The 25,235-nt window shown below is 74.1% G+C and carries 20 protein-coding genes; 9 read left to right on the top strand and 11 right to left on the bottom strand.

Annotated features, from left to right (window positions below):
• Window positions 1-706: carboxylate-amine ligase (locus IEY93_RS37730; RefSeq protein ID WP_229690789.1), on the bottom strand; the 706-nt coding region annotated here is incomplete at its 3' end.
• Between the two features lie 293 nt (window positions 707-999).
• Entirely contained in the window at window positions 1,000-2,082 is a 1,083-nt protein-coding gene (locus IEY93_RS02430) for an RDD family protein (RefSeq protein ID WP_189161273.1), read from the bottom strand.
• A 38-nt stretch (window positions 2,083-2,120) separates the two neighbouring features.
• Here IEY93_RS02430 and IEY93_RS02425 point away from each other — a divergent pair, with 38 nt between their 5' ends.
• Complete coding sequence (locus tag IEY93_RS02425; protein WP_189161272.1) at window positions 2,121-3,110, top strand: stage II sporulation protein M; 990 nt, start codon at window positions 2,121-2,123, stop codon at window positions 3,108-3,110.
• A 247-nt stretch (window positions 3,111-3,357) separates the two neighbouring features.
• Here the strand turns inward: IEY93_RS02425 and IEY93_RS02420 are convergent, their stop codons facing one another.
• The 3 genes from IEY93_RS02420 to IEY93_RS02410 all read right to left on the bottom strand — a co-directional run bounded on the left by IEY93_RS02420 (window position 3,358) and on the right by IEY93_RS02410 (window position 8,898).
• Window positions 3,358-5,034 carry a penicillin-binding transpeptidase domain-containing protein gene (locus tag IEY93_RS02420; RefSeq protein ID WP_189161271.1) on the bottom strand — a complete coding sequence of 559 codons (1,677 nt, stop codon included), beginning with the start codon at window positions 5,032-5,034 and terminating at the stop codon, window positions 3,358-3,360.
• A gap of 315 nt (window positions 5,035-5,349) precedes the next feature.
• The gene (locus tag IEY93_RS02415; protein WP_189161270.1) at window positions 5,350-5,928 is read right to left on the bottom strand and encodes a hypothetical protein; all 579 of its coding nucleotides are present in this window, start codon (window positions 5,926-5,928) and stop codon (window positions 5,350-5,352) included.
• 195 nt (window positions 5,929-6,123) lie between these two features.
• Window positions 6,124-8,898, bottom strand: a complete 2,775-nt coding sequence (locus IEY93_RS02410) for an AfsR/SARP family transcriptional regulator (protein WP_189161269.1) — start codon at window positions 8,896-8,898, stop codon at window positions 6,124-6,126.
• Window positions 8,899-8,968: 70 nt separating this feature from the next.
• Between IEY93_RS02410 and IEY93_RS02405 the strand changes: the two genes are divergently transcribed.
• Window positions 8,969-12,652, top strand: a complete 3,684-nt coding sequence (locus IEY93_RS02405; RefSeq protein WP_189161268.1) for a WD40 repeat domain-containing serine/threonine protein kinase — start codon at window positions 8,969-8,971, stop codon at window positions 12,650-12,652.
• Between the two features lie 134 nt (window positions 12,653-12,786).
• Here the strand turns inward: IEY93_RS02405 and IEY93_RS02400 are convergent, their stop codons facing one another.
• Window positions 12,787-13,236, bottom strand: a complete 450-nt coding sequence (locus IEY93_RS02400; protein WP_189161267.1) for an NUDIX domain-containing protein — start codon at window positions 13,234-13,236, stop codon at window positions 12,787-12,789.
• Between the two features lie 267 nt (window positions 13,237-13,503).
• Between IEY93_RS02400 and IEY93_RS02395 the strand changes: the two genes are divergently transcribed.
• From IEY93_RS02395 to IEY93_RS02380, 4 genes are all read left to right on the top strand, one after another.
• Window positions 13,504-14,052, top strand: coding sequence for an XdhC family protein (locus IEY93_RS02395; protein ID WP_189161266.1), 549 nt, complete (start codon window positions 13,504-13,506; stop codon window positions 14,050-14,052).
• A gap of 102 nt (window positions 14,053-14,154) precedes the next feature.
• Window positions 14,155-14,391, top strand: coding sequence for a hypothetical protein (locus tag IEY93_RS02390; RefSeq protein ID WP_189161265.1), 237 nt, complete (start codon window positions 14,155-14,157; stop codon window positions 14,389-14,391).
• Window positions 14,388-14,891 carry a Clp protease N-terminal domain-containing protein gene (locus IEY93_RS02385; RefSeq protein WP_189161264.1) on the top strand — a complete coding sequence of 168 codons (504 nt, stop codon included), beginning with the start codon at window positions 14,388-14,390 and terminating at the stop codon, window positions 14,889-14,891. The genes IEY93_RS02390 and IEY93_RS02385 overlap by 4 nt, the downstream gene beginning before the upstream one ends.
• Before the next feature lie 348 nt (window positions 14,892-15,239).
• Window positions 15,240-16,277: a serine hydrolase domain-containing protein gene (locus IEY93_RS02380; RefSeq protein WP_203968334.1), complete on the top strand. Its 1,038-nt coding sequence runs from the start codon at window positions 15,240-15,242 to the stop codon at window positions 16,275-16,277.
• A gap of 30 nt (window positions 16,278-16,307) precedes the next feature.
• On the opposite strand, the gene IEY93_RS02375 is transcribed toward IEY93_RS02380, so the two are convergent.
• The 5 genes from IEY93_RS02375 to IEY93_RS02355 form a co-directional block, all read right to left on the bottom strand.
• Window positions 16,308-17,687 (bottom strand): DUF58 domain-containing protein, encoded by a 1,380-nt coding sequence (locus IEY93_RS02375; RefSeq protein WP_189161263.1) that lies wholly within the window; start codon window positions 17,685-17,687, stop codon window positions 16,308-16,310.
• Window positions 17,687-18,676 (bottom strand): AAA family ATPase, encoded by a 990-nt coding sequence (locus tag IEY93_RS02370; RefSeq protein ID WP_189161381.1) that lies wholly within the window; start codon window positions 18,674-18,676, stop codon window positions 17,687-17,689. Before IEY93_RS02370 ends, IEY93_RS02375 begins: the two co-directional genes overlap by 1 nt.
• Before the next feature lie 194 nt (window positions 18,677-18,870).
• On the bottom strand, window positions 18,871-20,046 hold the full coding sequence (locus IEY93_RS02365) for a DUF4350 domain-containing protein (protein ID WP_189161262.1): 1,176 nt from the start codon (window positions 20,044-20,046) through the stop codon (window positions 18,871-18,873).
• Entirely contained in the window at window positions 20,043-20,702 is a 660-nt protein-coding gene (locus IEY93_RS02360) for a DUF4129 domain-containing protein (RefSeq protein WP_189161261.1), read from the bottom strand. Before IEY93_RS02360 ends, IEY93_RS02365 begins: the two co-directional genes overlap by 4 nt.
• Entirely contained in the window at window positions 20,699-22,108 is a 1,410-nt protein-coding gene (locus IEY93_RS02355) for a DUF7847 domain-containing protein (RefSeq protein ID WP_189161260.1), read from the bottom strand. Before IEY93_RS02355 ends, IEY93_RS02360 begins: the two co-directional genes overlap by 4 nt.
• 304 nt (window positions 22,109-22,412) lie before the next feature.
• On the opposite strand from IEY93_RS02355, the gene mtrA reads away from it, so the two are divergent.
• The 3 genes from mtrA to IEY93_RS02340 all read left to right on the top strand — a co-directional run.
• Window positions 22,413-23,090, top strand: a complete 678-nt coding sequence (gene mtrA / locus IEY93_RS02350; RefSeq protein WP_184979185.1) for an MtrAB system response regulator MtrA — start codon at window positions 22,413-22,415, stop codon at window positions 23,088-23,090.
• A 42-nt stretch (window positions 23,091-23,132) separates the two neighbouring features.
• The gene (gene mtrB / locus IEY93_RS02345) at window positions 23,133-24,899 is read left to right on the top strand and encodes an MtrAB system histidine kinase MtrB (RefSeq protein WP_189161259.1); all 1,767 of its coding nucleotides are present in this window, start codon (window positions 23,133-23,135) and stop codon (window positions 24,897-24,899) included.
• A partial coding sequence (locus IEY93_RS02340) for an LpqB family beta-propeller domain-containing protein (RefSeq protein ID WP_506344916.1) occupies window positions 24,889-25,235 on the top strand: 347 nt, incomplete at its 3' end. The genes mtrB and IEY93_RS02340, both read left to right, overlap by 11 nt.

The following is a 25,235-nucleotide window of genomic DNA, read 5'->3' as shown; positions in this document are numbered from 1 at the left end:
GGTGGTGGGAGAGCCGGATCAGCCAGTACACCATCCCCCGGTCGAGCATCGCCCCGGTGGCCCGCAGGCCGTCCAGCAGGTCGTCGTAGTGGCGGGCCGAGGAGAAGAACGGCGGTGGGCCGGCGGTCGGCCAGCGCGCCCACAGCATCGCCCGCCAGCTCGCGTAGCCGGTGTCCCTGCCGTCGTTGATGGGGGAGTTGACGGTCAGCGCCTGCAGGAGCGGCAGCCAGGGGCGCACCTGGTTGCTGACCTGGACGGCCTCCTCGCGGTCGGCGACGCCGATGTGGACGTGGCAGCCGCACACTCCCTGGCCGTACAGCAGGGTGCGGAACTCGCCGTACATCCGCCAGTAGCGCGGTGACGGGCTGAGCGGTGGCATGCCGCCGCACTCGGCGAGGCCGGTCCCGCACGCGGCCAGGCCCGCGCCCTCTTCTCGCGCCGTCGCGGCGGCCAGCTCGCGGGTCCGCAGCAGATCACGGGCGAGCTCGCGCAGGTCGGTGTGCACGCCGCTGTTGGTCTCGACCTGGCATCGGGTCAGCTCGGGCACGATCTGGCAGGACGACGCGCCGCCGATGCGGCGCAGCACCTGACCGGCGGCGGGCCTGGGGCGCCCGCTCCGCGGGTCGATCAGCAGGAACTCCTCTTCGACGCCCACGGTCAGTGGGCCAGGCGGAGTGTCCAGGTACGAGGTCGTGGTGCACCTCATTCGGTTTCATGGCGGAAAGCAGGCTCGTACTTAATTAGGTGGTTGCCCGCGCTACTTGTCCGAAACCCGGTTTACCTGCAGTCGGCGGGCAGCAGAGGCAGCCTTGGCCGGCGGCGCCTCCCGCCTGCCCGCTCACCGGCTCCGCGGCGGGCCTGAGCATGGGTATGGCCGGCACGTCCTCTCCCTCACGCGCCGGCCATACCCGTTCCCACGTGCCGGGCCAATGCCCCAGTGGCCCGACAGCGGCCACTTGCCCCCTCTTGGCTGATATATGCAGAAAGCCGGGCCCGAATCTAGGCGGGCGGCGGGAAACCGCCGGCTGCCGGACCCGTTTCCCCCGGTGAGCGCGGGGCTGTGGACCCCGTCCATGGCGGGGGAGCCGGCGAGAAAGGTGGTGGGATCGGGGGCGCGGAGGGCCCGCCGAAGGCCGGGGAGGCGGCCGGCTGCGGGGAGCCGGCGTACGGAGAGGCGGTGTACGGTGCCCCGGCGTACTGCGGCCCGGCGTGCGCGGACCCGGCGTGCGCGGACCCGGCGTGCGCGGACCCGGCGTACTGCGTCGCGGTGGACGGCGTTCCGGTGTACGGCGCTTGGGGGTACGGCGTTCCGCCGTGCGGGACGGACGGCGGCGACCCCGCCTGGCGGGTCAGCCGCTCCAGGGTCCGGCGGCGGCGCTCGGCCAGCACGGCCGCCAGGTAGGCGTAGGGCGGCGCCATGGGCGGAGGCGGCGGCGAGACGTAGGAGGCGAACTGCCCGGCGATGCGCACCCCCATCTCGTGCCGCACGACCGGAGCCAGGTCGTGCCAGCGCGCGAGGTACTGCCGCGCGGTCGCGGCCAGTCCTTCGGGCAGCCGGGACAGCTCCAGAGTGGCCGCCCACGCGGCCAGCGGGGGCGGCATCTCGGGCGGCGGCGCCTGCCGGGGGGCCCGTTCGGAGATCACGATCGTGCCGGCGAAGACGTCCCCGAGCCGTTTGCCGCGCTCGCTGATCAGCGAACCGATGAGCGCGGGCGCCCCGAAGAGCAGCCAGAACTCCAGCAGACCGGCCAGCCCGCGGAACATCGCCTGCCGGAACCGCTCGGGCCCGCCGTCGTCGCCGACCACCCGCAACCCGAGCGCCAGCTTGCCGAGGCTGCGCCCACGGCTCAGCGTCTCGAAGATCACCGGGTAGCCGACCATGACGAGCGCGCCGAGCAGGATCGTCAGCGCGGCCGTGGCGGCCTCCTCGGTGACGATCGTCAGCATGCCCAGCAGCTTCGACAGGCCGAGGATCGCCAGGAACTGCACCGCCATGTCGATCACCAGAGCCACCGCGCGGCTCGGCAGCTGCGCGACCCGCACCTCGACGACGACGGCCTCACCGGTCACCACATCTGCCACGCCCCCACCCTATCCATCGGCCCAATAGGCTTCCGTGCGTGGACATCGACGCGTTCGCCTCCGTGCACAAGCCGACCTGGGACCGCCTGGAGACCCTGGTGCGGCGCCGCGGCTCGCTGACCGGCCCCGAGGTGGACGAGCTGGTCGACCTCTACCAGCGCGTGGCGACCCACCTGTCCATCGTCCGCGCCGGCTCCGACCAGCTCCTGGTGGGCCGGCTGTCGGCGCTCGTCGCGCGGGCGCGCTCGGCCGTGACGGGCGCGCACACGCCGGCCTGGCGGGAGTTCATCCGGTTCTTCACCGTCTCCTTCCCCGTGGTGGCCTACCGCGCCCGCTGGTGGTGGGCGGGCTCGGCCGCCGTGTTCCTGGTGGTCTCGACCGTGATCGGCGTGTGGATCGCCCGCAACTCCGACGTGCAGGCCGCGGTCGCCGGGCCCGAGCAGATCAGGCAGCTCGTCGAGCACGACTTCGCCGACTACTACTCCGAGCACCCCGCGGGCGCGTTCGCGGGGCAGGTCTGGATCAACAACGCCTGGGTGTCGATGCAGGTGATCGCGATGTCGGTCCTGCTCGGCATCCCGATCCCCTACATCCTGTTCCAGAACGCCGCGAATGTCGGGGTCGCGGGCGGCCTGATGGCCTCGCGCGACCGGCTGGACGTCTTCTTCGGCCTGATCACCCCGCACGGCCTGCTGGAGCTGACGGCCGTCTTCCTCGCCGCCGCCGTCGGCATGCGCCTGGGCTGGACGGCCGTGGACCCCGGCCCGCGCAAGCGCGCCGAAGCGCTGGCCGAGCAGGGGCGGGCCGTGGTCAGCGTCGCCATCGGGCTGGTCGTGGTGCTGCTGGTGTCCGGCCTGATCGAGGCGATGGTCACCCCGTCAGCCCTGCCCACGTGGGCGCGCGTGGGCATCGGCGTCGCGGCGGAGGCCGCGTTCCTGGCTTATGTCATCTGGTTCGGCCGCCGTGCCCTGCGCGCGGGCGAGACCGGCGACATCGAACACGCCCCCGACGTCGCCCCCTCCACCTGAGACGGCGCCACAGCCTGGGCCCCGCCTGGGACGACGTGCTCCGGCGCTCGGCGCGTTGGCCCTCGAACGGTCAGGGCCCTGGTCCCCGGAACGCCGAAGGGCAGTGCTGCGAAGCTGCGCGCGTCGCCCTGGAACGCGCAGAGTCCTGGTTCCGGAACGCCCGAGGGCTCGTTCCGAACCCGTTCGGAACCTCTTCCCGCATGCTCGCGGGGCCGCGCCCGGGATGCTCCCGGTGTCGGCGGAAGGCTCACAAGGCCTTGAGGAACTTCGCGGCGATGGGCACCGCGGCCGCGCCGCCGCTGCCGCCGTTCTGCACGAAGACGGCGAAGGCCAGCGAGTCCCGGTAGCCGATGAACCAGGCGTGCGGGGAGCCGCCCTGCACCTCGGCGGTGCCGGTCTTGCCGGAGGTGCCGGACGGCAGCCCTCCCCGCGAGGCCGTTCCCTCGGTGACCACGGCGCGCATCATCGTCCGCAGCCCGTCGGTGATCCCCGGGTCGAGCGGCACCGGCGCCGGGGAGCCGGCGGGCGGCTGCTCGGTCAGCACGGCGGGCCGCCAGGTGCCGCTCGCCACCGCCGCCGCCACCTCGGCCATGCACAGCGGGCTGCCCTGCACCGAGTTCTGCCCGATCGCGTCGGCGCCCAGCTCGTCCAGGTTCGCCTGCGGCCGGATGCGGCACGAGCTCAGCCCCGGCTTCTCCCGGAAGCCGAACCGGTCGGCGGCCTCGGCGCGCAGCCGGTCGTCACGCAGCCGCTCGTACGCCTGCCGGACGAAGGTCGTGTTGCACGACAGCGCGAAGGCCCTGGTCAGGGACACCGTCCCGTGGTCGGCGTTCCCGTCGTTGTGGAAGCTCCTGGCGTCCGGGATCGTGTAGGTCCCGGGGCAGGCCACCTGAGCCTCGGGCGTCAGCCCGGAACGCAGCAGCGCGGCGGCGGTCACCACCTTGAACGACGACCCCGGCGGGTAGAGCCCGTTGAACGCCCGCCTGCCGCCGAGGGTGTCGGCCACGGCCCGCACCTGGCCGCTGCGCCAGTCGAGCGCGACGACCGCGGCCGGCCCGACGCCGTCCAGCGCGCGCGCCGCGGCCTTCTGCGCCGGCCCGGAGATCGTCGTCCTGGTCCCCTGCCCCTGCGGGGCGGGGGAGGAGAGCAGCACCTTCCCGGAGGGCACCTCTTCCAGGGTGAGGCGGACGGTGGTGGCGCCGAGGCCGGGGAAGTAGTCGCCGGCCCTGCTGTCGGAGGGGAATGCCTTGCCCTCACGGGTCAGCCAGGCGGGCTGGGCGGCCTTGGTCTCCGTCAGCCGCAGGCCGCCGCCGTCCTTGAGCGAGGGGTGCAGGGTCTCGGGGGCCCAGAGCACCTTCCACGCGCCGCCGCGGGTGCCCAGCTGCAGCACCGAGGAGAAGTCCCAGCGGCCGAGCCCGGTGATCTGCCGCGTTCCCTGGAACGGCACCTCGGCGGCGTCGCTTGCCTGGCGGCGGAGTGATCCGGGGCTGAGCGTGAGCGAGGCGACGCGCAACTCGGCGCTGAACCTGCGGTGCCGGTCGGCGAAGTCGGCGGGCGGGTCGGCCACCAGCCCGGCCATCGCCGCGAAGTCCCCGGCCAGCCACGCGGCGAAGTACCGCTGCGCCACGGCCTCCGGGCCCTCCTGCGCGGCGGGCGTGACCGGCGCCGTGCTGGGCGGGACGGACGCCGGCGCGGCGGGGTCCGGCGCCGGATCGAGCGTCCCGCCTTCGAAGGTGACCGTCGGGCTCTGCGTCGATGTCGTCTCGGGCGGCGTGACCACGGCGCTGTGCGTGGGCAGTGCGCTCCGCCGGCCGCTCGGCTCGGCGGCCTTCAGTGGGTCGGGAGCGGTCAGCAAGGCGACCACGCCGAAGACGACGATCGTCAGCACCACGCCGAGCATCAACAGTGGCCATCGATTGAGCATGCGTCCCCACCACCGGATCGCCGCGGGCCCCCAGGACAAAGATCCTCGAAGACGATATCTCGTCTCTCGCCGGGAATCAGTGCGGTTTTCGGGGCAGCGCACCCGATATCGGAGTTATGTCGCGTCCCCTCGCCCCGCCTCGTCCTGGGCGATCGACAGCAGGCCGATGCCAGGACCACGGCCGGTGACGCGCCGTGGTCCGGGCATCGAGAGTCGAGACGGGCCGGTCGGGGCCGCCGGAGGGCGCCGGTGCCGGGCGGCCCGTGCGAGCCGCCGCCCCCGCTGAACGGCACCGGCCGCCCGTCGGCACCGACGTCAGCTCGCGTCGCAGTACTTGTTGCGCAGCGGCACGTCATCGAAGGTGATCCCCTTGACGAGCTGGAGCGCCGTGACGCCGGAGAACAGGTACGCCATGTTGACGCGGGTGACGAAGCAGCCGCCCCGGTTGCTCGCGGCCGTGATGTGGTAGGCGGCCGAGGCGCCCTTGGCCAGGATGGCCGCCGCGCAGACCGCCGCGCTGACCGGGTGGCCCATCTTGCTGCAGATCATGTACGCCGCGCCGGTGGTGAGGGTGGTGCCCGCTCCGATCATGTCCTTCAGGTTCCTGGTGACCTTCTTCGACATGTACCAGGAGCAGGTGACCCAGCCGCAGTTGCGCCGCACGCTCTTCAGGACCCCGGCGGGCGAGGCGGCCTCGCGCACCGTCTGAACGGCCACCGCGGCCGGCGCGATGGCGTAGGCGGACACGCCGTTCGCGACCGTGGCGCTGGTGACGGTGGCGTTGCCGACGGAGGCCGCGCCGGCCGCCGAGGGCAGGGCCAGGGTCGTCGCGGAGACGGCGCCCAGGAGAGCGAGGGCGGCGGCGCCGGTACGCAGGCGGGTGGTGGTGTTCATTTCGGTGCTCCTCTCGTTGCCGGTGTGAGAGGAAGGTAGGCCGGGCCGTGTTGAGGAGATGTTGAGCTTCTGTTCAGCCCTCGGAGCCGTCCCCGATTCGACGGGACGGCCGCTCACAGCCCTCTCTGTGCCGTCCAGCGCTCCTGCAGGCCGGCGGTGTCGCGGCACGGGTGGCGTGACCGTCGCGCCGTGGACTCACCGGGCGGGGGAGGGCCGGTGCGCTTCCGCCCGCCTGAGCAGGTCCTGGGCACGCGTCCGCCCGTGCTCGTCCGAGACGTCCTGGCAGATCCGCAGCGCCTCACCGGCCAGTTCAGCGGCGCGGTCCACTGCCCCCTCGGCCAGATCGACCTCGGCGAGCGTCAGCAGGGCGCGCGCGTCGAGCAGCCGGTCGCCCAGCCGGACGGCGATCCCCCTGGCCCGTTCCCCGAGGGACCTCGCCGTGAGAGCCGACCGCTGCGCCAGATTGACCTCGGCCAGGTCGAGGAGCGCGTCGGCCTCGCCGTGCCGGTTGCCGAGACCGGACAGCAAGGACACCGCCCCGGAAAGCTGCCCGGCGGCGTCGTCCAGGCGGCCGGTGCGAAACAGCACGGCGCCCAGCGCCCGCCGCGCCTCGGCGATCTCGCCCGCGTTCCGCTCACTCGTGGCCGCGCCGCCCGTACCTGCGGCGTCGGGGTCGCCATCGCCGCCGGTCAGCATGGACAGGCAGGCGGTGAGGTTGCGCTCGGCGTCCGCCGTCCGGCCCTGCTCCAGGAGCACCTGCCCGAGCCGGCGCCGGGTCTGCGCGACGTGCCCGGCCCGGCCGGCCCGCATGAACATGCCAAGGGCCAGCCGTAGCCGTTCGTGGGCGGCGTCCCAGTGTCGCTCGGCGCGGTGCAGGTCGCCGAGGTCGCGCAGCGCCAGCGCCTCGGCGTGCGGGTCGGCCGCCTGGCGCGCCGCGGAAAGGGCCTGCTCGCCGGTGCGCCGCCAGGTGCCGAGGAAGCGGTGGCGTTCCAGGAAAGGCACGAGCAGGTGGGCCAGACGCGCACAGCCGTCCCACAGCCCGGCCCGGTGCAGGTCGTCGACGAGCGAGGCCAGAAAGCCCCGCTCGGCCGCCAGCCAGGTCACCGAGCGACGGATGTCGGTGGTGGCGAACGACGTGCCGGGGCCGGGGGCCATCCCTGAGAGCAGCGGGAACCGCGAGGCCCGTACGAGCGTGAGCGCGACCGCCAGCACGTGGGCGAGCGTCTCACGGACGGCGTCCGGGCCGCCGGTGGCGAGGAGCTGCTCCCGCGCGTACAGCCGGGTCAGGTCGTGCAGCCGGTAGCGGACCTGACCCGCGACGTCGATCGTGTGCGTCTCCAGGAGTCCCGCGTCGACGAGCGTCTCGGCGTCGTCGCCGAACACCTCGGCCACCCACTGGCCGAAGTCGGGGGCGCCGAGCGCCCCGAGCGAGCGGAGCACGCGCCGCGCCTTGCCGGGCAGTCCCTCGTAGCCGATCGCGTAGACGCCGCGCACCGTCTGGTCGCCCGCGTGCAGGAGGTCCAGCCGCCGTCGCTCGTCGGCCAGCAGCCCGGCGAGATGGTCCACCGTCCACTCCGGCCGGGCCGCGAGCCGGGCGCCGGCGACGCGCAGGGCCATCGGCAGCCCGCCGCAGAGCCGGGCGAGCCTCAGCACGGCGGGTCGCTCCGCCTTCGCCCGCTCCGGGCCGATCAGCCGGGTCAGGACCTCTGCCGCGTCGTCGTCGCCGAGGACCTCCACCGGCACGCGCACGGCGTCGGCGAGCCCGGCCAGCGCCGACCGGGCGGTGACGAACGTCGGGCAGGAGGCCAGCAGCGGGCGCACCTGTGCCTCGTCCGCCGCGTTGTCGAGAAGCAGCAGCAGGCGACGCCCGCCGGTGTACGCGCGAAAGAGCCGCTCGCGGTCCGCGAGCCCGGCGGGCACGGCCTGCGCCGGGCAGCCGAGCCAGCGAAGCAGGTCCTCCAGGACGGCGCCCGGGTCGGCGGGGTGGCCGTGGTCACCGCGCAGGTCGGCGTAGAACAGGCCGTCGGGGAAGCGGTCGCGCGCCTGCCACGCGGCGTGCACGGCCAGCGCCGACTTGCCCGCGCCCGCCTGTCCGTGGATGACGACCCGGGCCGGCGTCGCGGCGTCCGCCGTGAGCCGGTCGAGGCGTTCCAGTGGCTCCCGCCTCCCGGTGAAGTGGGCGATGTCATGCGGCAGGAGCACGGGCGGACCGGCGGAGACGTGCAGAGAGACGTCGTCGTGGAGCATCCGATGGTAGAGGAGCTGCAGCTCGGGATCGGGCTCGATGGCATGTCCCTCGTCCAGCGCCGCGCGCAGCCGGGCGTAGGTCTCCAGCGCCTCGACCCGGCGTCCGCTGCGATAGAGGGCGAGCATGTACTGCCCGTGGAAGCGCTGCCAGAGCGGATGCGACCGGGTGAGACCACGCAGCCCGGGGACCAGCTCGCGATGGCGCCCGGCCTTGAGATCGAGGTCGACGCTCCGTTCCAGGGCGAGCAGACGGAGCTCCTCCAGCTCCTCCCGCAGGGCCGGTGTCTCCACCCACCGGTGCCCGTCGGGGTCCACGTCCTCCAGCACCGGCCCCCGCCACAGGTCCAGCGCCTCGGTGAGGTCCGAGCGTGCCTGCTCGTCACGCCCGCCCCGCGCCGCGCGCAGCCCCCGCTCCACGAGCCGCCGGAAGCGGTCGACGTCCAGCGCGTCGTCCCCGATCACCAGCGTGTACGTGCCGGCCGACGTCGTGATCGCGCCTTCGCCGAGCAGCCGCCTCAGCTGTCCCACATAGCCCCGCACCAGGGAGTCGGACCGATCACCGTCCTCCCGTGGCCACAGCAGGTGCCGCAGACGGGCGGGCGTCAACGGGCGGCCCGCGTTCAGGATGAAGACGGCGAGCAGATCACGGTGCTTGGGCGTCGCCGGAGTGCGATCACGCTCTCCGTCTCGCACCCGTAAGGGCCCCATGATCTGGAAACGCATGGCAATCTCCTGGTGCGGCATGGCACGACATCCGGACGACCGCATGCCTATATACCACGGGAGGCCGCCGATGCCCCTGTCACCGCTCACCCCCGCCGACCCGCAACGGCTCGGCGGCTACTGGCTGGCGGGCCGGCTCGGAGCGGGGGGCCAGGGTGTGGTCTACGAGGCGTACGGCGAGGAGGGCGAGCGGGTCGCGGTCAAGGTGCCCCGGGTGGACGACGCCTCCTCGCGGGCCCGGCTGGCCAAGGAGGCCACCGCGGCCCGGCGGGTGGCCTCGTTCTGCACGGCCCGGGTGGTCGAGGCGAGAACCGACCTTCCCGAGCCGTTCATCGTCAGCGAGTACGTCGCTGGGCCGAACCTCCGGCAGGTGATCGGCCAGGCGGGTCCGTACCGCGGCGACCTGCTGCTGCGACTGGCCATCGGGGTCGCCACCGCGCTGACCGCCATCCACCGGGCGGGCATCGTCCACCGGGACATGAAGCCCGACAACATCATCCTCGGCCCCGACGGGCCACGGGTGATCGACTTCGGGGTGGCCCGGCAGGTCGGGCTGACCGGATCGACGACCGGCCCGATCGTGGGCACGCCGAACTACATGGCCCCCGAGCTGTTCGCCGGGCACGAGGCGACACCCGCGGCCGACGTCTGGGCCTTCGGGCTGACCGTTCTGTTCGCCGCGACCGGGCGCGACGCGCTTCCCGGGCTGGAGCCGTTCGCGGCCGTCGCCCGGGTGCTGGACTTCCGCCCGGACCTGCGCGTCCTGGACGGCACGCTACGGGAGGCGGTGGCCGGCGCGCTGGCGCGCGACCCGCTGGCCCGGCCGTCGGCGCGGGAGCTGCTACTGAGCCTGCTGGACGAGGTGACCGGCGTCGCGTCCGGCGGAGACGAGGACCTGCTGCCGGCCGGCGGCAGCGTGGCGGCGATGCTGCGGCCTCCGGCGGGCGCGGGCGGCGGCGAGCCGGACCTCGGCACGCTCGCCGAGGAGCTCTACCAGGATCTCTCCGAGGGCGAGCGCACCGTCGCGCCAGAGGTGTTCCTGCGCATGGTCGCCGCGGCCGAGGACAGCGAGGAGAGCATCAGGCACGTCCCCCGCGAGGAACTGCCGGACCTGACGACCGGCGGCCCGGCGTCGTCGCTGCTCGACGTGTACGGCGCCGCCGGACTGATCGTCGAGGCCGATGCCACCTACACGCTCGCGCATCCCGCGTTGATCCACGCCTGGCCCCGGCTGCGGGAGTGGCTGGCCGAGGACCGCGCCGGGCTGCCCGTGCACCGGCGGCTCACCGAGGCCGCCCGCGCCTGGGACCGCCTCGGCCGCAAATCCGGTGATCTGCTGCACGGCTCGGGCCTGGACCGGGCGCTGCGGTGGGCGGCGGCCGAGCGCAGGAACGTGATGCTGATCCCGCTGGAACGCGACTACCTGGACGCCTCCGCCGCGCTGGTCCGGCGGACGTCCCGGCGCCGGGGCGTGCTGGCGGCGACGCTGGCCGTCCTGCTGGTGCTCACCGTCGCCGGCGGCGGGCTCGCGGAGTACCTCCGCCGGGTCGCCGCCCGCGAACGTGACGACAGCGGCGCCCGCTCGCTCGCGTTGCGCGCCGCCGACCTGCGGGAGACCGACCCCCGGCTCGCGATGCTGATGAGCGTGGCCGCCTGGCGGCTGGCGCCGGGGCTGCCGCAGTCGCTCGGCGCGCTGTACGACGCGCGGTCGCAGGTGATGACCGACTCCTTCGCCGACCCGGCGGCCACCGCGGCCACCGTCTACGACCTGAGCGCCGACGGGCGCACCCTCGTCACGGTACGAGACGGCCAGGCGACGCTGTGGGACGTCCGCGCCCACCGGGAACTGCGGCGCTTCACCGGGGTGAGCCGGACGGCGCGCAAGGCCGCGCTGCGTTCTGACGGCAAGGTGCTGGCCGTCCAGGACGACACCGGCGTCCGGCTGTGGGACGTCGCCACCGGCGCCCCACAGGGAGACGCTTTCGGTCCGGGTACGTCGCCTTACCCCCAGGAGTTGGAGTTCGGCCCCAGCGGGCGGCTGCTGGCCATCCCGGAAGCCGACGGGCACACGCGGTGGTGGGACGCCGGCCGCCGGCAGCGTCTGCGGACCGGGTCCGGAGCCGGAGTGGACGCGGTCGACACCGATGGCACCCTCGGCGTCGTCGCGTCCGGTGGCTCCGGCCGGGCCGAGCTGTGGGACCTGAGGTCGGGCCGGCGGCTCAAGGCCGGCTGGCTGCCGCTCAAGAAGGACGTCACGGATGTTCGGTTCGCCGAGGACGGACGCACCATCGCCGTGACGCGACGCGTCGACGCCGATATGACGGCTCCCCTCGTCCCCGGCTCCCCCAACTCCCCGGTCCGGCGCGACGGTGTGATGCTGCTGATGCGGTCGGCACGGTCCGGTGCGCCGCTGCCCGGGGACGGCGCGGGGCCGGTCGCCGACGCCGTGGCCTTCGGCCGGCACGACGGGCTGGTGGGCACCTGGGAGAACGCCGACCTGGTCGTGCTGCGCAGCAGGGACTCCCGGGTCGTGGTGGCCCGTCGCCTCGGCGTCCAGATCAAGCGGCTCCGCTTCGACCCGGACGGCCGCTCCGTGCGGGTCCTGACGGTGCTGGGCACCGTCCTCACCCTGGACGTGGCCTCCCTGCTCGACCGGCCGGTGCCGCCGTCCGCGTCCACCCTCGCCACGGCTCTGCTCGGCCCCGGTGGCCGCGTGCTCGCCCGCGCCGACGTCGGCACCGTGTGGCTCTGGGATGTGCGCCGCGCCCGTCAGATCGGGCAGCCCATCCACGTGACGCAAGGGTTCCTTCCTCCGAAGCTGGCGTTCAGCGCGGACGGAGGCCGGCTCGCCATCGGAGCCGCTCCGCGCACCGGCGGGCGCCCCGGGCCGGCTGCGGCCGGAGCGAGCGCCGCGGGCAGCGGGGGTGGGGGCGCGCCGCCGCCCGCCGGGGTGACCCTCGTGGAGACCGCCCACGGCACGGTGCTCACCTCGTTCCTGCTGGCGGACCGCCGGGCCGCTGCTGTCAGGGAACTGGCGTTCGCCCCGGACGGTGCCACACTCGCCGTCGCCCCCGATGAGCCGCCGGCCGTACCCATTGAAGTGTGGGACCTACGGCGGCGGCAGGCGCGGTCCGCCCAGGGCGTGATCGGCGCGGTCGGCATGGCGTACCGTCCGGACGGAGGGCTGCTGGTCGCCGGCACCTCCCCGGAGCCGAAGCTCGTGGACCCGGCCACGCTCACGCCGGTCCGGCGGCCGGGCGGCACCTGGAGCCTGGACATCGGCGCCTTCGCGTTCAGCCCGGACGCCCGCAAGGTGGCGATCACCTCGCTCGCCGCCCGCAGGCTGTCGATCTGGGACGCGAACTTCACCGGCCCCAGTGGGCGGGCCTTCCCCGAGACCCCGGCCGGGGGATGGGCACCGGTCTGGTCGCCCGACGGGCGGCTCATCGCGACCGTGGAGGCCGGCGGTGGCGTCCGGCTGTGGGACGAGACCACGCGGGAGCCCCTGGGGCACATCGTCGAGGCGCTGGTCGCCGACGAGCGCCAGATCACCCTGGCGTTCGGCCCGGACGGCCGTACCTTGGTCACCGCCACCCAGGACGGTGTGCTGCGGACCCACGAACTGGACGCCGACCGGGTCGCCGCCGCCGTGTGCCGGCGCGCGGGTGGCCCGCCGAGCTCCGAAGAGTGGCCGCGGAACGTCACCGAGGTAGCCGCCTCCGACGTCTGCCCTGACCAGGCGAGCACGCACTGACGTGCGACCGGCCTGGAGCGACCGGTTCCGCTCAGCCGGTCGCGGCGGTCCTCCCAGCCGAACTCCCCGTTCGGCGCCGTTGCCGTTGGGCCCCGGTGAGCGGGACCGCTCCGCTGCGATGACGCCTCGCCGGGTCAGCAGGGGTGGCCGTTGATCAGCGCCAGGTGGGGTTCGCGGACGCCGGGGGGTAGGTCGTCGGGGGCGAACCATCGGGCCTCCAGGACCTCGAACGAGTCGATCGCGATGGAACCGCCTGTGAGCACGGCCTCGAACGCCACCTCCGCCCGCAGGCGGTACCCGCTCCTGAGGTACGCCAGGCCCGTCACCCGGATGTCGAGCCCGGTCTCCTCGCGCACCTCGCGGACCAGGGTGTCCTCGAAGGTCTCGGCCTTCTTCGCCCACCCGCCGGGCAGCCCCCACTGGCGGCCCTCGGGCCAGAACCGGTGCTTGAGCAGCAGCACCCGGCCCTGCTCGTCCCGGACGACGCCGGTCACCCCCACCATGAACTTGGCGTGGGCGAACCACAGCAGCCGCCACTGCACCGGCCGCAGGGCCCGCCAGGCCCGTACGAGCAGTCTCCGCACCGCTGGCGTCCTCCTGCCGGTCTTCTCGGCTCCGCGGCGGGACGTTCCGGCCGCGAGATCACACGATAGGGGAGCTTCCGCCCGCACCCCGCTTCGCCGTTTCCCGTGCTGTGACCACTCACCTTCGCCGGGTGTCTTCTTCCCATCGGTGCCGCTGTACGGCGATCACCAGGCACGCCCGAGGCGGTTCGCGCGGTCTCGTGGCACGGGTGAACGTGGCGCGGGTCGTCCAGGGTGCGGAGGGAAGGCGCGTGGAAGACTGCGGGCATGGCGCATTCGCATGACGATCACGTCCACGAAGCCGATCCCGCCTGTGCGGTCGCCCATGGCGAGGTGGTCCCCGACGCGTCCCATGTCGGCGAGCGGGTCCTCGTCGCCGTGTTCGCCTCCCCGGTCGCGGACCATCTGCTGCGGTACGGAGCCGACCTGGGGTACCGCGCGGTCCTGCTGGAGCCCGACTCCGGTCGTGCCGAGGAGGCCACCAACGGCGCCGAGGTGGTCGCCAAGGTGCCCGCGTGGCTCGACGCGACCGCCGACGTGGTGGTCACCGACCACGACCGGCCCGAGCTCGGCGATGTGCTGCACGAGCTGCTGGCCTACCCCTGCCGGTGGATCGGCGTGATGGGGAGCCCCCGGCACACCGCCCCGCACGTGGCCGCGCTGGCCGAGCGCGGCGTGCCGCCCGAGCAGGTCGCCCGGGTGCACCGGCCGATCGGCCTGAACATCGGCTCCAAGACACCCCCGGAGATCGCCATCTCCACCCTCGCGGGCCTGCTCGCCGACCGCAACGGCCGCCCCGGCGGGTTCGGCTTCTGACGGTCTCGTACGGACGCCCGCGGGCGGCGAGGAGGCGAGCGGCCCGCCCTTATAGGCAACTCATGTTGACTGATTGGAGATTAGTCAATTAATGTTGCTTGCATGCCCGCGAGTGACATTCCCGTCCCCCAAGCCGCCGACGACGCGCTGGCGGCCGTGGTCGCGCTGCGGCGCCTGGCCGATCAGTTGGAGGATGCCGCCGTCGAGCAGGCGATGCGCGCGGGCTGGAGCTGGCCGCAGGTCGCCGAGGCGCTCGGCGTGACCCGCCAGGCGGTCCACAGGAAGCACGCCAAGCGCCTCATCGACGCAGGCGTCAACTTGAGGAGACGTTCACCATGAGCCCGTTCGACGCGTACCTCCATACGATTCTCATGGAGGGAGGGATCGAGGCGCGCAGGCACGGGTCGGCCACGGTCGAGGCGCAGCACCTCCTGCTGGCCATCGCGGCCGAGGAGGGCACCATCCCGCAGCGCGTCCTGGCTTCCGCCGGCCTCGACCACCAGGCGATCAGCGCCGCCCTCGACCGGGAGTTCGACCACAGCCTGAGCACGGTCGGGGTGTCCCGCGCCTCCTTCGACCTCCCCCGGCCGAGCGGAACGCCCAAGCGCCCGCCCGCCCTCGGCGCCACCGCCAAGCTCGCCGTGGAGCGCGGCTTCGCGTCGGTCTCCCGCAAGAAGGACCTGCGGCCCGCGAACCTGCTGCTGGGGATCCTGCGGGCGGAGGTCGGCACCGTGCCACGCGCCCTTGCCCTGGCCGGCGTCGACCGCACCGACCTGCTGACCCGCGTCCAGAACGCCATCGCGAACGACACCATCGAGCGGAACGACGCGACAGAGTAACCACCTGCACCGGCCTCGTCCCGGTCGAAAGCACGGTTGTGAGCACATGAAGATGGCCGCGATGGCCCGCCGATGCGGCGGAAGCCGCCTCATCGGCCACGTCCCCACCCCGTAACGGGCACGTCCGACGACGACGCCGGGACGATCCGTACAAATCGGCCGACGGCACTCTCCCGCAGCCTTCAGCGCCTTTCACGCACCTGCCCGCATGGCCCGCACCGTCACGGTCGTGCCTGGCCTCGCCCTCTCCGACCTCCGGTTCTTCTTTCCTGCCCAAGGAGGCAGATTCTCCATGTTCCGTGCCCACGTGAGCCTGCTCGGCGTCACCCTGACCGTTGCGGGGCCGCGATGATGGCCTCCGCCTCCGCGACCGGCCGAGGCCGCACCGACATCCAGCGCGTGCTCGACCGGGCCGTGGCCGACGGCGGTGGTCCCGGCATCGTCGCCGAGCTCAGAGACGGCCACGCGGTACCGTGGTTCGGCGCCGCCGGGGTGGCCGACATGACGACCGGCCGCGAGCGCCGGCCGGGTGAGCACTTCCGCATCGGAAGCCTCACCAAGGCGTTCGCCGGCACGGTGGTCCTGTCACTGGTGGCCGAAGGCAGGCTGTCCTTGGCGGACACGGTGGCCATGTGGCTGCCCGGCGTCGTGGAGGAGCACCTCGGCGCGGACGGTACCAAGATCACAATCAGGCGGCTGCTCAACCACACCAGCGGACTTCCCGACGCCATCCTCGGCCAGGAGCCCCCAAGCCCCGAAGAGCCGGGTGGGCGCTTCATCTACTCCAAGATCAACTACACTCTCGTGGGAATGATCATCGAGGCGGCGACCGGCTCGACTCTCGCCGAGGAGATCGACCGCCGCATCGCCCGCCCGTTGCACCTGACGGGAACCTACCTGCCGGGCCCCGGCGACACGATGCGCGACCCGCACGCCCGGCACTACTCGAAGTCCGACGAGGCCGGCCTTCCCACGGATGTCCACGACGTGACCGGCGCGGACCTGAGCTGGGCCGGGGCCGCCGGGGGCATGGTCTCGACGACCTCGGACCTGCACCGGTTCCTGAGCGCCCTGCTCGGCGGCCGCCTGCTCCCGCCTGGTCCGCAGAAGGAGATGTTCACCACCGTCTCGACGGAAGGCTCGGGCTGGGTGCCGAACACCCGGTACGGCCTTGGCGTCTACTCCCAGCGGCTCTCGAGCGGGGTCACGCTCTGGGGCGGGGGCGGCTACATCCAGGGCTCGATGTCGTACGCGATGGGCGACCGGCAGGGCACCCGCGTGCTGGTGAGCAACCTGAACAGCGACTGGAACGACTTCCAGGAGACCTTCACCGACCTCTTCGAGACGAGCTTCCGCCCGGCGGCCCTCCGGAACCCGGCCCCGTGACGACCGGCGTTCCGTCCGCCGCGAAGGACGCTAAAGGCGGCCGGCGGCCTTGAGGGAGAGGTAGGCGTCGGCCAGGGCGGGGGCCAGGTCGTCCGGGGCGGCGTCGACGACCTCGCAGCCGTGCCGGCGCAGCCGGGCGGTCAGACGCGCCCGCTGCCCACGCAGGTGCTCGGCCGCCGCCGCGTCGTACACCAGCTCGGCCGTGCCGCGCCCGGCGGCCATCTCGGCGACCCGCGGGTCGGCCACGGCGGCGACCAGCACCAGGTGACGCGCGGCGAGCTGCGGGAGCACCGGCAGCAGGCCCTCGTCCATGGCCGCCGGGTTGAGGTCGGTGAGCAGGACCACCAGGCACCGCCGCTTGGCGCGGGCCAGCACGGCCGCCACCATGGCCGCCGAGTCGGACTCGACCAGTTCGGCGTCGATGGGCGCCATCACGTTGACCAGCGCGGCCAGCGAGTCGGTGCGCGACGCCCCCGACGTCCAGGCGCGCACCGTGCGGTCGTGGGCGAGGAAGTCGACGCGGTCGCCCGCGCGGGTGGCCAGGGCGGCCAGCAGCAGCGCCGCGTCCATCGACCAGTCCAGCCGCGGCCACCCCGCGGCGGACGTCCCGGACCCGCCCGGCTCGCGCGCCGCGCCGGACGTCCCGGCAGGGGTGGGGGCGGCCGGGAAGGGGGCGGTGCCGACGCGGCCGGCCGCCGTGCGGCCGGTGTCCAGCACGATCAGCACCCGCCGGTCGCGCTCCGGGCGCCAGGTGCGTACGACGACGTCCGCGCGGCGCGCCGTCGCCCGCCAGTCGATGGACCGCACGTCGTCCCCGACGACGTACTCGCGCAGCGAGTCGAACTCGGTCCCCTGGCCGCGTACCAGTGCCGGGTGCCGGCCCTCCAGCTCGCGCAGCCTCGACAGCTTCGCGGGCAGGTGCTTGCGGCTGAGGAAGGGCGGCAGCACGCGGACCGTCCAGGGCGCGTGGTGCGACCCCTGGCGTGCGGCGATGCCGAGCGGGCCGAGCGAGCGTACGGCGACCGTGACGGCCTCCCGGTCGCCGCGACGGGTGGGCACGAGCGTCGTGACCAGGCGGCGGCGTTCACCGGCCGGGACGTCCAGCCGCTGCACCCGGGGCGAGGCGCCCGCCGAGGGCGGCCAGGCGTCCCGCAGCACACCGCGGACGCGGCGGCGCCCGGGGTTCTCCACGATCAGCTCGACGGCGACCTGCTCGCCGAGCCGGACGAGCCGCTCGCCACCGCGGCGCAGGCGCAGCGGGCGGACGCTCCCGGCGAGCGACAGGTCCACCACGACCAGCGCGGCGAGCAGCAGGAGCAGGCCGAGCACGGCGTAGGCGGGCCGCGGCGCGAAGAGCACGGCGATCGCGCCGAGGGCGGCGATCAGCCCGGCGCGGCCGGTGAGCGCCATCAGCGGGGGACCGGGACCGAGGCCAGGACGCCGTCGAGCAGGCCGTCCGCCGTCGCGCCCTCCAGCTCGGCCTCGGGGCGCAGCTGGACGCGGTGCCGCAGCGCGGGCTTGGCCAGCGCCTTGACGTCGTCCGGTGTGACATAGGAGCGCCCCGACAGCCAGGCCCACGCGCGGGCCGCGGCCAGCAGCGCGGTGGCGCCACGCGGCGACACGCCGAGCTGCAGCGAGGGGGACATGCGCGTCGCGCGGGCCAGGTCGACGACGTATCCGAGCACCTCGGGGGCGACGTGCAGCCGGGCCACCTCGGCGCGTCCGGCGGCGAGGTCGGCGGCGGAGGCCACCTGCTTGACGTGCGAGAGGTCCTTGGGGTCGAAGCCGAGCGCGTGCCGTTCGAGCACCGCGATCTCCTGGTCGCGGTGCGGCAGCGGCACGGTGAGCTTGAGCAGGAACCGGTCGAGCTGCGCCTCGGGGAGCTGGTAGGTGCCCTCGAACTCGACGGGGTTCTGCGTCGCGATCACGACGAACGGGTCGGGCAGCCCCTTCGGCGCGCCGTCGACGCTGACCTGCCGTTCCTCCATGGCCTCCAGCAGCGCGGCCTGCGTCTTGGGCGGCGTGCGGTTGATCTCGTCGGCGAGCAGCAGGTTCGCGAAGATCGGGCCCTCGCGGAAGGCGAACTCGGCGGTCTTGGCGTCGTACACCAGCGAGCCGGTCACATCGCCCGGCATGAGGTCGGGGGTGAACTGCACCCGCTTGAAGTCCAGGGCGAGGGTGGTCGCCAGCGTGCGCACCAGGAGCGTCTTGGCGACGCCCGGCACGCCCTCCAGCAGCACGTGCCCCTTGCACAGCAGGGCGATGACCAGCCCGGTGACCACGGCGTCCTGGCCGACCACCGCCTTGGCGACCTCCGAGCGCAGCGCCCCGAGCGCGTCTCTGGCCTGGTCGCCGCCGGTCCTGACCGGCGCGACGGCGGTGACACCCTGCGCGGTCATCCGTCCCGGCACCGTCGCCTCGCCGGGGACCGGTTCCGGCGCCGCCCCCTGCGGGCCCGCCTGCGCCGGGCCGTTCACCGGGGACGGCGTGCCGCCGGCCGGCTCCGGTGTGGCGGTCGCGGAAGGCGCGTAGGGCGTCGCGGGCCAGGAGTGACCGGGAGGTCCGCTCATGGGGGCTCCGGGCGGAGGTGTGGTCACGGCTCTCGTACCTGCCTTTCCAAGGTGTCCAGATGGCCCGCCAGGGCGATCAGCCCGGCATCGTCGGCCGGAGGCGGGCCGTACATGACCGAACGCACCCAGACCGCGTCCTGGCCGGTGCGCAGCGCGGTCGCGGCGATGATCTCGTCCGGGGCCGCGTCCGCGGGCAGCCCGAGCCGCGGGACGAGCCGGGCGGCGCACGCGGCGCGCAGCGTGGCCGAGGCCCGGTCGCGGGCGCGGCGGGCGCGGTAGAGCCGGCCCCGGCCCTCCACCGTCTCGGCCGCGCGGACGACCACGGGCAGCCGTTCCACGACCACCGGGCCGAGGCGGCGGCCCCGCCACAACGCCACCACCAGCAGGGCGATGACGAGTTGGGCCACCGCCCACGGGATGCCCGGCGGAAGCAGCTCGGAGAGGGTGGCCTCTCCCGACCCCGGCACCGGGCGCGGCCGGTCGGGCGCGACCAGCCAGACGAGCACGGGCCGGGCTCCCGCGAGGTTCATCGCCAGCGCCGCGTTGCCGTCCTCGGCGAGCCGCTGGTTGGTCATGAACGCGCCGTCGCCGACCACGGTGATCGTGCGCGCCGTGGGGACGTGGACCAGCGTCGCGCCGTCGGGCCCCGGATAGCAGCCGATCGATCCGCGCGGACCGGTGAAGGTCGTCCCGCCCAGGTGGGCGCTGCCGGCGCGCACGGCGGCGGGCAGGGCGCAGGCGGGCTCGCGCGAGCGCGGCGTCGCCTCGCTCAGCGGGGTGACGCCAGGGGCCAGCCGGTCGAGCCCCGGGAGGGCGCCGACGATCAGCAGGTGCGAGCGGCCGCTCACCAGACGCAGGAGCTCCTCGTCGGAGAGGAAGGAGGTGTCGGTGACCATCAGCGTGGTGCCCGGCCCGTCCAGCCGCCCGGCGTCGGCCACCGTGGACACCCGCTCGACCTGGACGCCCTGCCGGCGCAGGAGCTGGGCGAGCGCCTTGCCGCCGTTCAGCGTCGTGTCCTCGGGGTCCAGCCGGCCGTTCCCCGAGGAGGTGCCGGTGAGCAGCGCGGCGAGCACGGCGGCGAGCGCCACGAGCAGGCCGAGCAGGACGAAGCCCCGGTTGCCGCGCCACAGGCCGCCCGCGGTGGGCGAGGCCGGCGTGGACGTGCCGGCGGCCGGCGCGGGGGCGGTGGTGAGCGTCATCGCGCGGCCGCCGCCGCGGGACGGGCGGCGCGTACCGCCGCGTCGAGGTCCACCAGGGAACCGTAGCCCTCGGCGGTGCCGGGCACCTGGCCGTAGGTCACGTCGTCGAACAGCCGGGCCGCGGCGGCGAGCGCGGGGGCCAGGGCGGGAAGCTCGCGGCCCGCGGCGCCGGCCAGCTCGTCGGCCGTGCGCCCGGCCTGCGGCGTCACGATGGCGCGGTCCTCCAGGTCACGGGCGACGGCGCGGAGCCGTTCGCGGATGGCGTCGGACCAGCGGGACTCGGTGGCCATGCGCTCGGCCTCGGCCCGGTGCTCCTCGGCCGTGCGGGCCCTCGGCCCGAACAGGCCCTCGGCGGCGGCGCGGCGCACGCCCGTCGCCCGGCGCGCCTGCCAGGCGATCAGGACGAGCAGCCCGGCCACCAGGAGCAGGACCAGGACCAGGGCCAGCACCCCGCCCGGCACGCCGCCGGGCGCGCCGTCCATCAGGGTGTCGATGAACTCCCGCAGCATCCGGTAGGCCCGTTCGAGCAGGGACTCCTGCTGGTACTCGGGCTTGACCAGCTCCTCCACCGCCCGGCGCCGCGCCTCGTCCCGCCCGATGCCGTCCCCCGGCGCGAGCAGCGCCGCCGCGGTCACCAGGGCCGCGGGGACCGTCACGGCGCCACGGGGGAGCCGGGGACGCCGGAGCCGGCGGCGTGGGAGGGATGCCACAGCTCGTCGGCGGTCGCCGGCACCCAGCCCAGGCGTTGCTGCTCGACCGCCGCCGTGTGCAGCACCAGGTCGAAGGCCTCGGCCCGCATGCGCCGGTCGGTGTACAGCAGGCCGTTGACCCCGGCCTGGATCGGATAGGTGATCATCGAGCTGAGCACGCCGCCGATCGCGAACAGGACGGTGGTGACCACCGTCGCGGCCAGGGAGCCCTGGCCGCCGAGCGACACGACCATGCTCACGATGGTGACCGGCACCGACAGGATGCCGCCGAGCACCGACACCATGATCTGCGTCAGCACGAGGATGCCGAGCACCCGCCAGAAGTCGCCGGAGACCAGCCGCCACGACCTGCGCATCGCGTCGGTCACCCCGCGCCGCTCCAGCACCACCGCCGGGGACGCCAGCGCGAGGCGCGTGGTGATGAACAGCGCGTACGCCACAAAGGCCATGACGAGCACCAGGACGGTGAACGCGATGACGCCGCCGGAGGCGTTCGCCGCGACCAGGCCGACGACCAGCGCGACGCCGAGCGCGAACGGCACCAGGACGATCAGGCCGGTGAGCAGCGCCAGCCCGAACAGCGCGGGCAGGCGCGAGCGGGTGAGCCGCCACGCCTCGCCGATGGTGACGCGCCCGCCGAAGACCGCCCGGCCGAGCACCCGCGTCAGCATGCCGGTCAGCACGGTGACCAGGAAGAACTGGATGACCACGCTGATCAGCGCGCCGCCGAACTGGGCGATGACCCCGCCCAGGGGCACCTCGTCGGCCGTCTCAAGGGCGCCCGGCTCGGAGATGAGACCGCCGACCGACCCGTAGTACATCGCCTGGCCGATGGCCAGCGGGAGCGTGCCGATCGCGGCGGCGACGGCGGACAGGCCGAGCGTGGCCTTCGGGTTCGACCGGATGAGCTTGATGGTGCCGTCGAGGATGTCGCCGAGCCCCAGCGGGCGCAGCGGGATGATGCCGGGACGCAGCGCCTGCGGCGGCGGGCGGAAGCCGTGCCCGGCACCCTGCCAGGGCGCCTGGCCGTACCCGGCGTTCTGCGGCCCCGGCCCGTACGGCCCCTGCTGCCGCGCGTACGGGTTCTGCTGTCCGTACGGTGCCTGTGCGCCGGGGGCCGGGCCGCCCTGCGGGGGCCCGTACGGCGGCGCGTACCCCTGCGGGCCTGCCTGACCTGGAGGAACCTGCCCGGGAGCGCCGGCAGGCGCCTGGCCGGCGGAGGGCCCGGAGTCGTGGGGGGCGGAGTCGCCAGGGGAGGTCCACGGTGTCTGCCCCGGGGAGGCGTGCGGCGGAGGCTGGTTCTCCGCCCAGCCCGGGGGCGTGCTCGGGGCGGAGCCCTGACCGTCTGACATATCCCAATCCTGGCATGTCGCACGCCCGCCCGGGGTACCAGGCCGAACGATCACCCGCCGGGATGGCCGAATACGCCCGGCTTGGCGCAGACTTGTGAAGGGGCACGGTCCGGTGCGCGCCACGCCACGCCGGAAGCCCATCGCGGCAGATCATTGGCGGGTTCCGTAACCTGCGCTTAAAATTCGGCTTTCGGTGGAGCTATTGTTCGGTCGTTTATCACCCAGTGGTACGTCACAGGTAACCTTCGGTCGGTCGTACGGCTTTCGCCGCCACCTCCATACTGCGCTGAACGAATGAGGGGCCATGAAAGGACGCGTGCTGGTCGTCGATGACGACGCCGCTCTCGCCGAGATGCTCGGCATTGTCCTTCGGGGCGAGGGCTTCGAGCCGTCGTTCGTGTCGGACGGGGACAAGGCGCTCGACGCGTTCCGTGACACCAGGCCGGACCTGGTCCTGCTCGACCTGATGCTGCCCGGCGCCGACGGCATCGACGTGTGCCGCCGCATCCGGGCCGAGTCCGGCGTGCCGATCGTCATGCTCACCGCCAAGAGCGACACCATCGACGTGGTGCTCGGCCTGGAGTCCGGCGCCGACGACTACATCGTCAAGCCGTTCAAGCCCAAGGAGCTCGTCGCCCGCGTGCGCGCCCGGCTGCGCCGCACCGACGAGCCGACGCCCGAGGTGCTGCAGATCGGCGACATCACCATCGACGTCGCCGGCCACTCGGTCAAGCGCGGCGAGGAGACCGTCAACCTCACGCCGCTGGAGTTCGACCTGCTGGTCGCCCTGGCCCGCAAGCCGCGCCAGGTGTTCACCCGCGAGGTGCTGCTCGAGCAGGTCTGGGGCTACCGCCACGCCGCCGACACGCGCCTGGTCAACGTGCACGTGCAGCGGCTGCGCGCCAAGATCGAGAAGGACCCGGAGCACCCCGAGATCGTCGTCACGGTGCGCGGCGTCGGCTACAAGGCCGGCCCGGCGTAGGCGGCCCCCGCCGCCCTCGCACGCAGCCCCGGGACATCCCCAATGGCCCTCACCTCTTCCGGCTCCACCGGCGCCGCCCGCTCCCCGGCGGGACGGCCCAAGCCGAAGAAGAAGACCCGGCGGACCCCGCGCCAGATCGTGCGCGGCGTCCGCCGGCGGGCTCGGCGCGCCGCCGGCCGGGTGCGCCGCGTGTGGCGGCGCTCCCTGCAGCTGAGGGTCGTCACCAGCACACTGGTCATCTCCATGGTCGTGGTCGTGGTGCTCGGGGTCTTCCTGTTGCAGATGATCAAGACGGCGGTGCTGGACGGGCGCAGGCAGACCGCCATGGCCGAGGCGCAGGCCAACGTCACCACCGTGGCCGGCTACCTCGCCCAGACCGCGGTCAGCACCGCCCAGCAGTCCGCGACGGCGCACGGCGACGACTCCGACCCGGCGATGAAGAAGCCGGTCGACCAGGCCGCGTACGCGCTCGCCCGCCGCGGCGACGGCCGCTACAGCGTGGTCATCCTGAGCGGCCTGGTGGGGGAGGACCGCGGCACCGGCAACATCGCGCTCAAAAGCGTCAACCCGCGGCTGCGCGACGCGGTGCGCAAGGCCGAGAACGTGCCGCAGGCGCAGTACACCTCGATGTACTACCAGGGCGACCCGCAGCCGACGCCCGCGCTCGCCATCGGCGCCATGGTGCCCGACGCGTACGGCGAGTACGAGGTCTACCACTTCTTCCCGCTCACCGATGACGTGGACACCCTCTCGCAGGTGCAGCAGTGGCTGATCGCGGTCAGCGCCGTCCTGGTGCTGCTGCTCGCGGCGGTCGCCTCGCTGGTCACCCGGCAGGTCGTCACCCCGGTCCGGCTCACCCGGCAGGCCGCCGAACGCCTGGCCGCCGGGCGGCTGGAGGAACGGCTCAAGGTGCGCGGCGAGGACGACCTGGCCCGGCTGGCGGCCTCCTTCAACGAGATGGCCTCCACCCTCGCCGTGAAGATCCACCAGTTGGAGGAGTTGTCGCAGGTGCAGCGGCAGTTCGTCTCCGACGTCTCCCACGAGCTGCGCACCCCGCTCACCACCGTCCGCATGGCCGCCGACCTGCTGTACGAGAGCCGCGAGGACTTCGACCCGGCCGCCGCCCGCTCCGCCGAGCTCATGCAGGCGCAGCTGGAGCGCTTCGAGTCGATGCTCGCCGACCTGCTGGAGATCAGCCGGTACGACGCGGGAGCGGCCACCCTCGACATCGACTCGGTCGACATGCGCGACGTCGTGCTGCGGGCCGTCGGCGACTCCCAGCCGCTCGCCGAGCGCAAGGCCACCCGGCTCGACCTGCGGCTGCCCAACGAGCCCTGCATGGCCGAGGCCGACAGCCGCCGTGTCGAGCGCATCCTGCGCAACCTGCTGTTCAACGCCATCGAGCACGGCGAGGGCCGCGACATCATCGTCACGCTCGGCGCCGACCGCGACGCCGTGGCGGTCGCCGTGCGCGATCACGGCGTCGGACTCAAGGCGGGCGAGGAGAACATGGTCTTCGACCGGTTCTGGCGCGCCGACCCCTCCCGGGCGCGCACCATCGGCGGCACCGGCCTGGGCCTGGCGATCTCCCGCGAGGACGCCATACTGCACGGCGGGTGGCTGCAGGCGTGGGGCTCGCCCGGCGAGGGGTCGCAGTTCCGGCTCTCGCTGCCCCGGCACGCCGGCGCCGAGCTGCGCGGCTCACCGCTGCCACTGGTGCCGCCCGAGATCGAGATGCGGCGCACCTGGCGCGGGCACACCACGCCGGTGCTGTCCCCGGCCGTCGAAGGGGCCTTCGATGGCGACTAGAGGCGTCCGTCCGGCGCGGGCCGCAGGCGTGGTGCGGGCCGTCGCGCTGGCCGTCGTCGCGGCGGTCTGCGCCGCCTGCTCGACGGTGACCACCGGCGGCCCGGTCTTCCCCGCCCGCGGCGGGCGCGGCGGCGACGAGCTGAGCCAGCCGTACGTCCGCATCCTCGCCGCCACCCCCAAGCCGAACGCCGGCCCGCTGGACGTCGTCAAGGGTTTCCTGGCCGCGGCGGCGAGCTTCGACGACCCGCTGCGCTCGGTCGCCCGGCAGTACCTCACCGGCGAGGCGCAGCGCACCTGGAGCCCGTTCGACGGGATCACCGTGTACGACGGCTCCCC

The sequence above is a fragment of the Sphaerisporangium melleum genome (assembly GCF_014646695.1).
GTDB classification, from domain to species: domain Bacteria; phylum Actinomycetota; class Actinomycetes; order Streptosporangiales; family Streptosporangiaceae; genus Sphaerisporangium; species Sphaerisporangium melleum.
This window is presented reverse-complemented; position numbering and strand designations above follow the sequence as displayed.

What these genes read in the sequence shown, in the direction of transcription:
- IEY93_RS02420 (WP_189161271.1), bottom strand. Translation starts at nt 5,034, where the DNA reads ATGCTCAATCGATGGCCACTGTTGATGCTCGGCGTGGTGCTGACGATC.
- IEY93_RS02415 (WP_189161270.1), bottom strand. Translation starts at nt 5,928, where the DNA reads ATGAACACCACCACCCGCCTGCGTACCGGCGCCGCCGCCCTCGCTCTC.
- IEY93_RS02410 (WP_189161269.1), bottom strand. Translation starts at nt 8,898, where the DNA reads ATGCGTTTCCAGATCATGGGGCCCTTACGGGTGCGAGACGGAGAGCGT.
- IEY93_RS02405 (WP_189161268.1), top strand. Translation starts at nt 8,969, where the DNA reads ATGCCCCTGTCACCGCTCACCCCCGCCGACCCGCAACGGCTCGGCGGC.
- IEY93_RS02395 (WP_189161266.1), top strand. Translation starts at nt 13,504, where the DNA reads ATGGCGCATTCGCATGACGATCACGTCCACGAAGCCGATCCCGCCTGT.
- IEY93_RS02390 (WP_189161265.1), top strand. Translation starts at nt 14,155, where the DNA reads ATGCCCGCGAGTGACATTCCCGTCCCCCAAGCCGCCGACGACGCGCTG.
- IEY93_RS02385 (WP_189161264.1), top strand. Translation starts at nt 14,388, where the DNA reads ATGAGCCCGTTCGACGCGTACCTCCATACGATTCTCATGGAGGGAGGG.
- IEY93_RS02380 (WP_203968334.1), top strand. Translation starts at nt 15,240, where the DNA reads ATGATGGCCTCCGCCTCCGCGACCGGCCGAGGCCGCACCGACATCCAG.
- IEY93_RS02375 (WP_189161263.1), bottom strand. Translation starts at nt 17,687, where the DNA reads ATGGCGCTCACCGGCCGCGCCGGGCTGATCGCCGCCCTCGGCGCGATC.
- IEY93_RS02370 (WP_189161381.1), bottom strand. Translation starts at nt 18,676, where the DNA reads ATGACCGCGCAGGGTGTCACCGCCGTCGCGCCGGTCAGGACCGGCGGC.
- IEY93_RS02365 (WP_189161262.1), bottom strand. Translation starts at nt 20,046, where the DNA reads ATGACGCTCACCACCGCCCCCGCGCCGGCCGCCGGCACGTCCACGCCG.
- IEY93_RS02355 (WP_189161260.1), bottom strand. Translation starts at nt 22,108, where the DNA reads ATGTCAGACGGTCAGGGCTCCGCCCCGAGCACGCCCCCGGGCTGGGCG.
- mtrA (WP_184979185.1), top strand. Translation starts at nt 22,413, where the DNA reads ATGAAAGGACGCGTGCTGGTCGTCGATGACGACGCCGCTCTCGCCGAG.
- mtrB (WP_189161259.1), top strand. Translation starts at nt 23,133, where the DNA reads ATGGCCCTCACCTCTTCCGGCTCCACCGGCGCCGCCCGCTCCCCGGCG.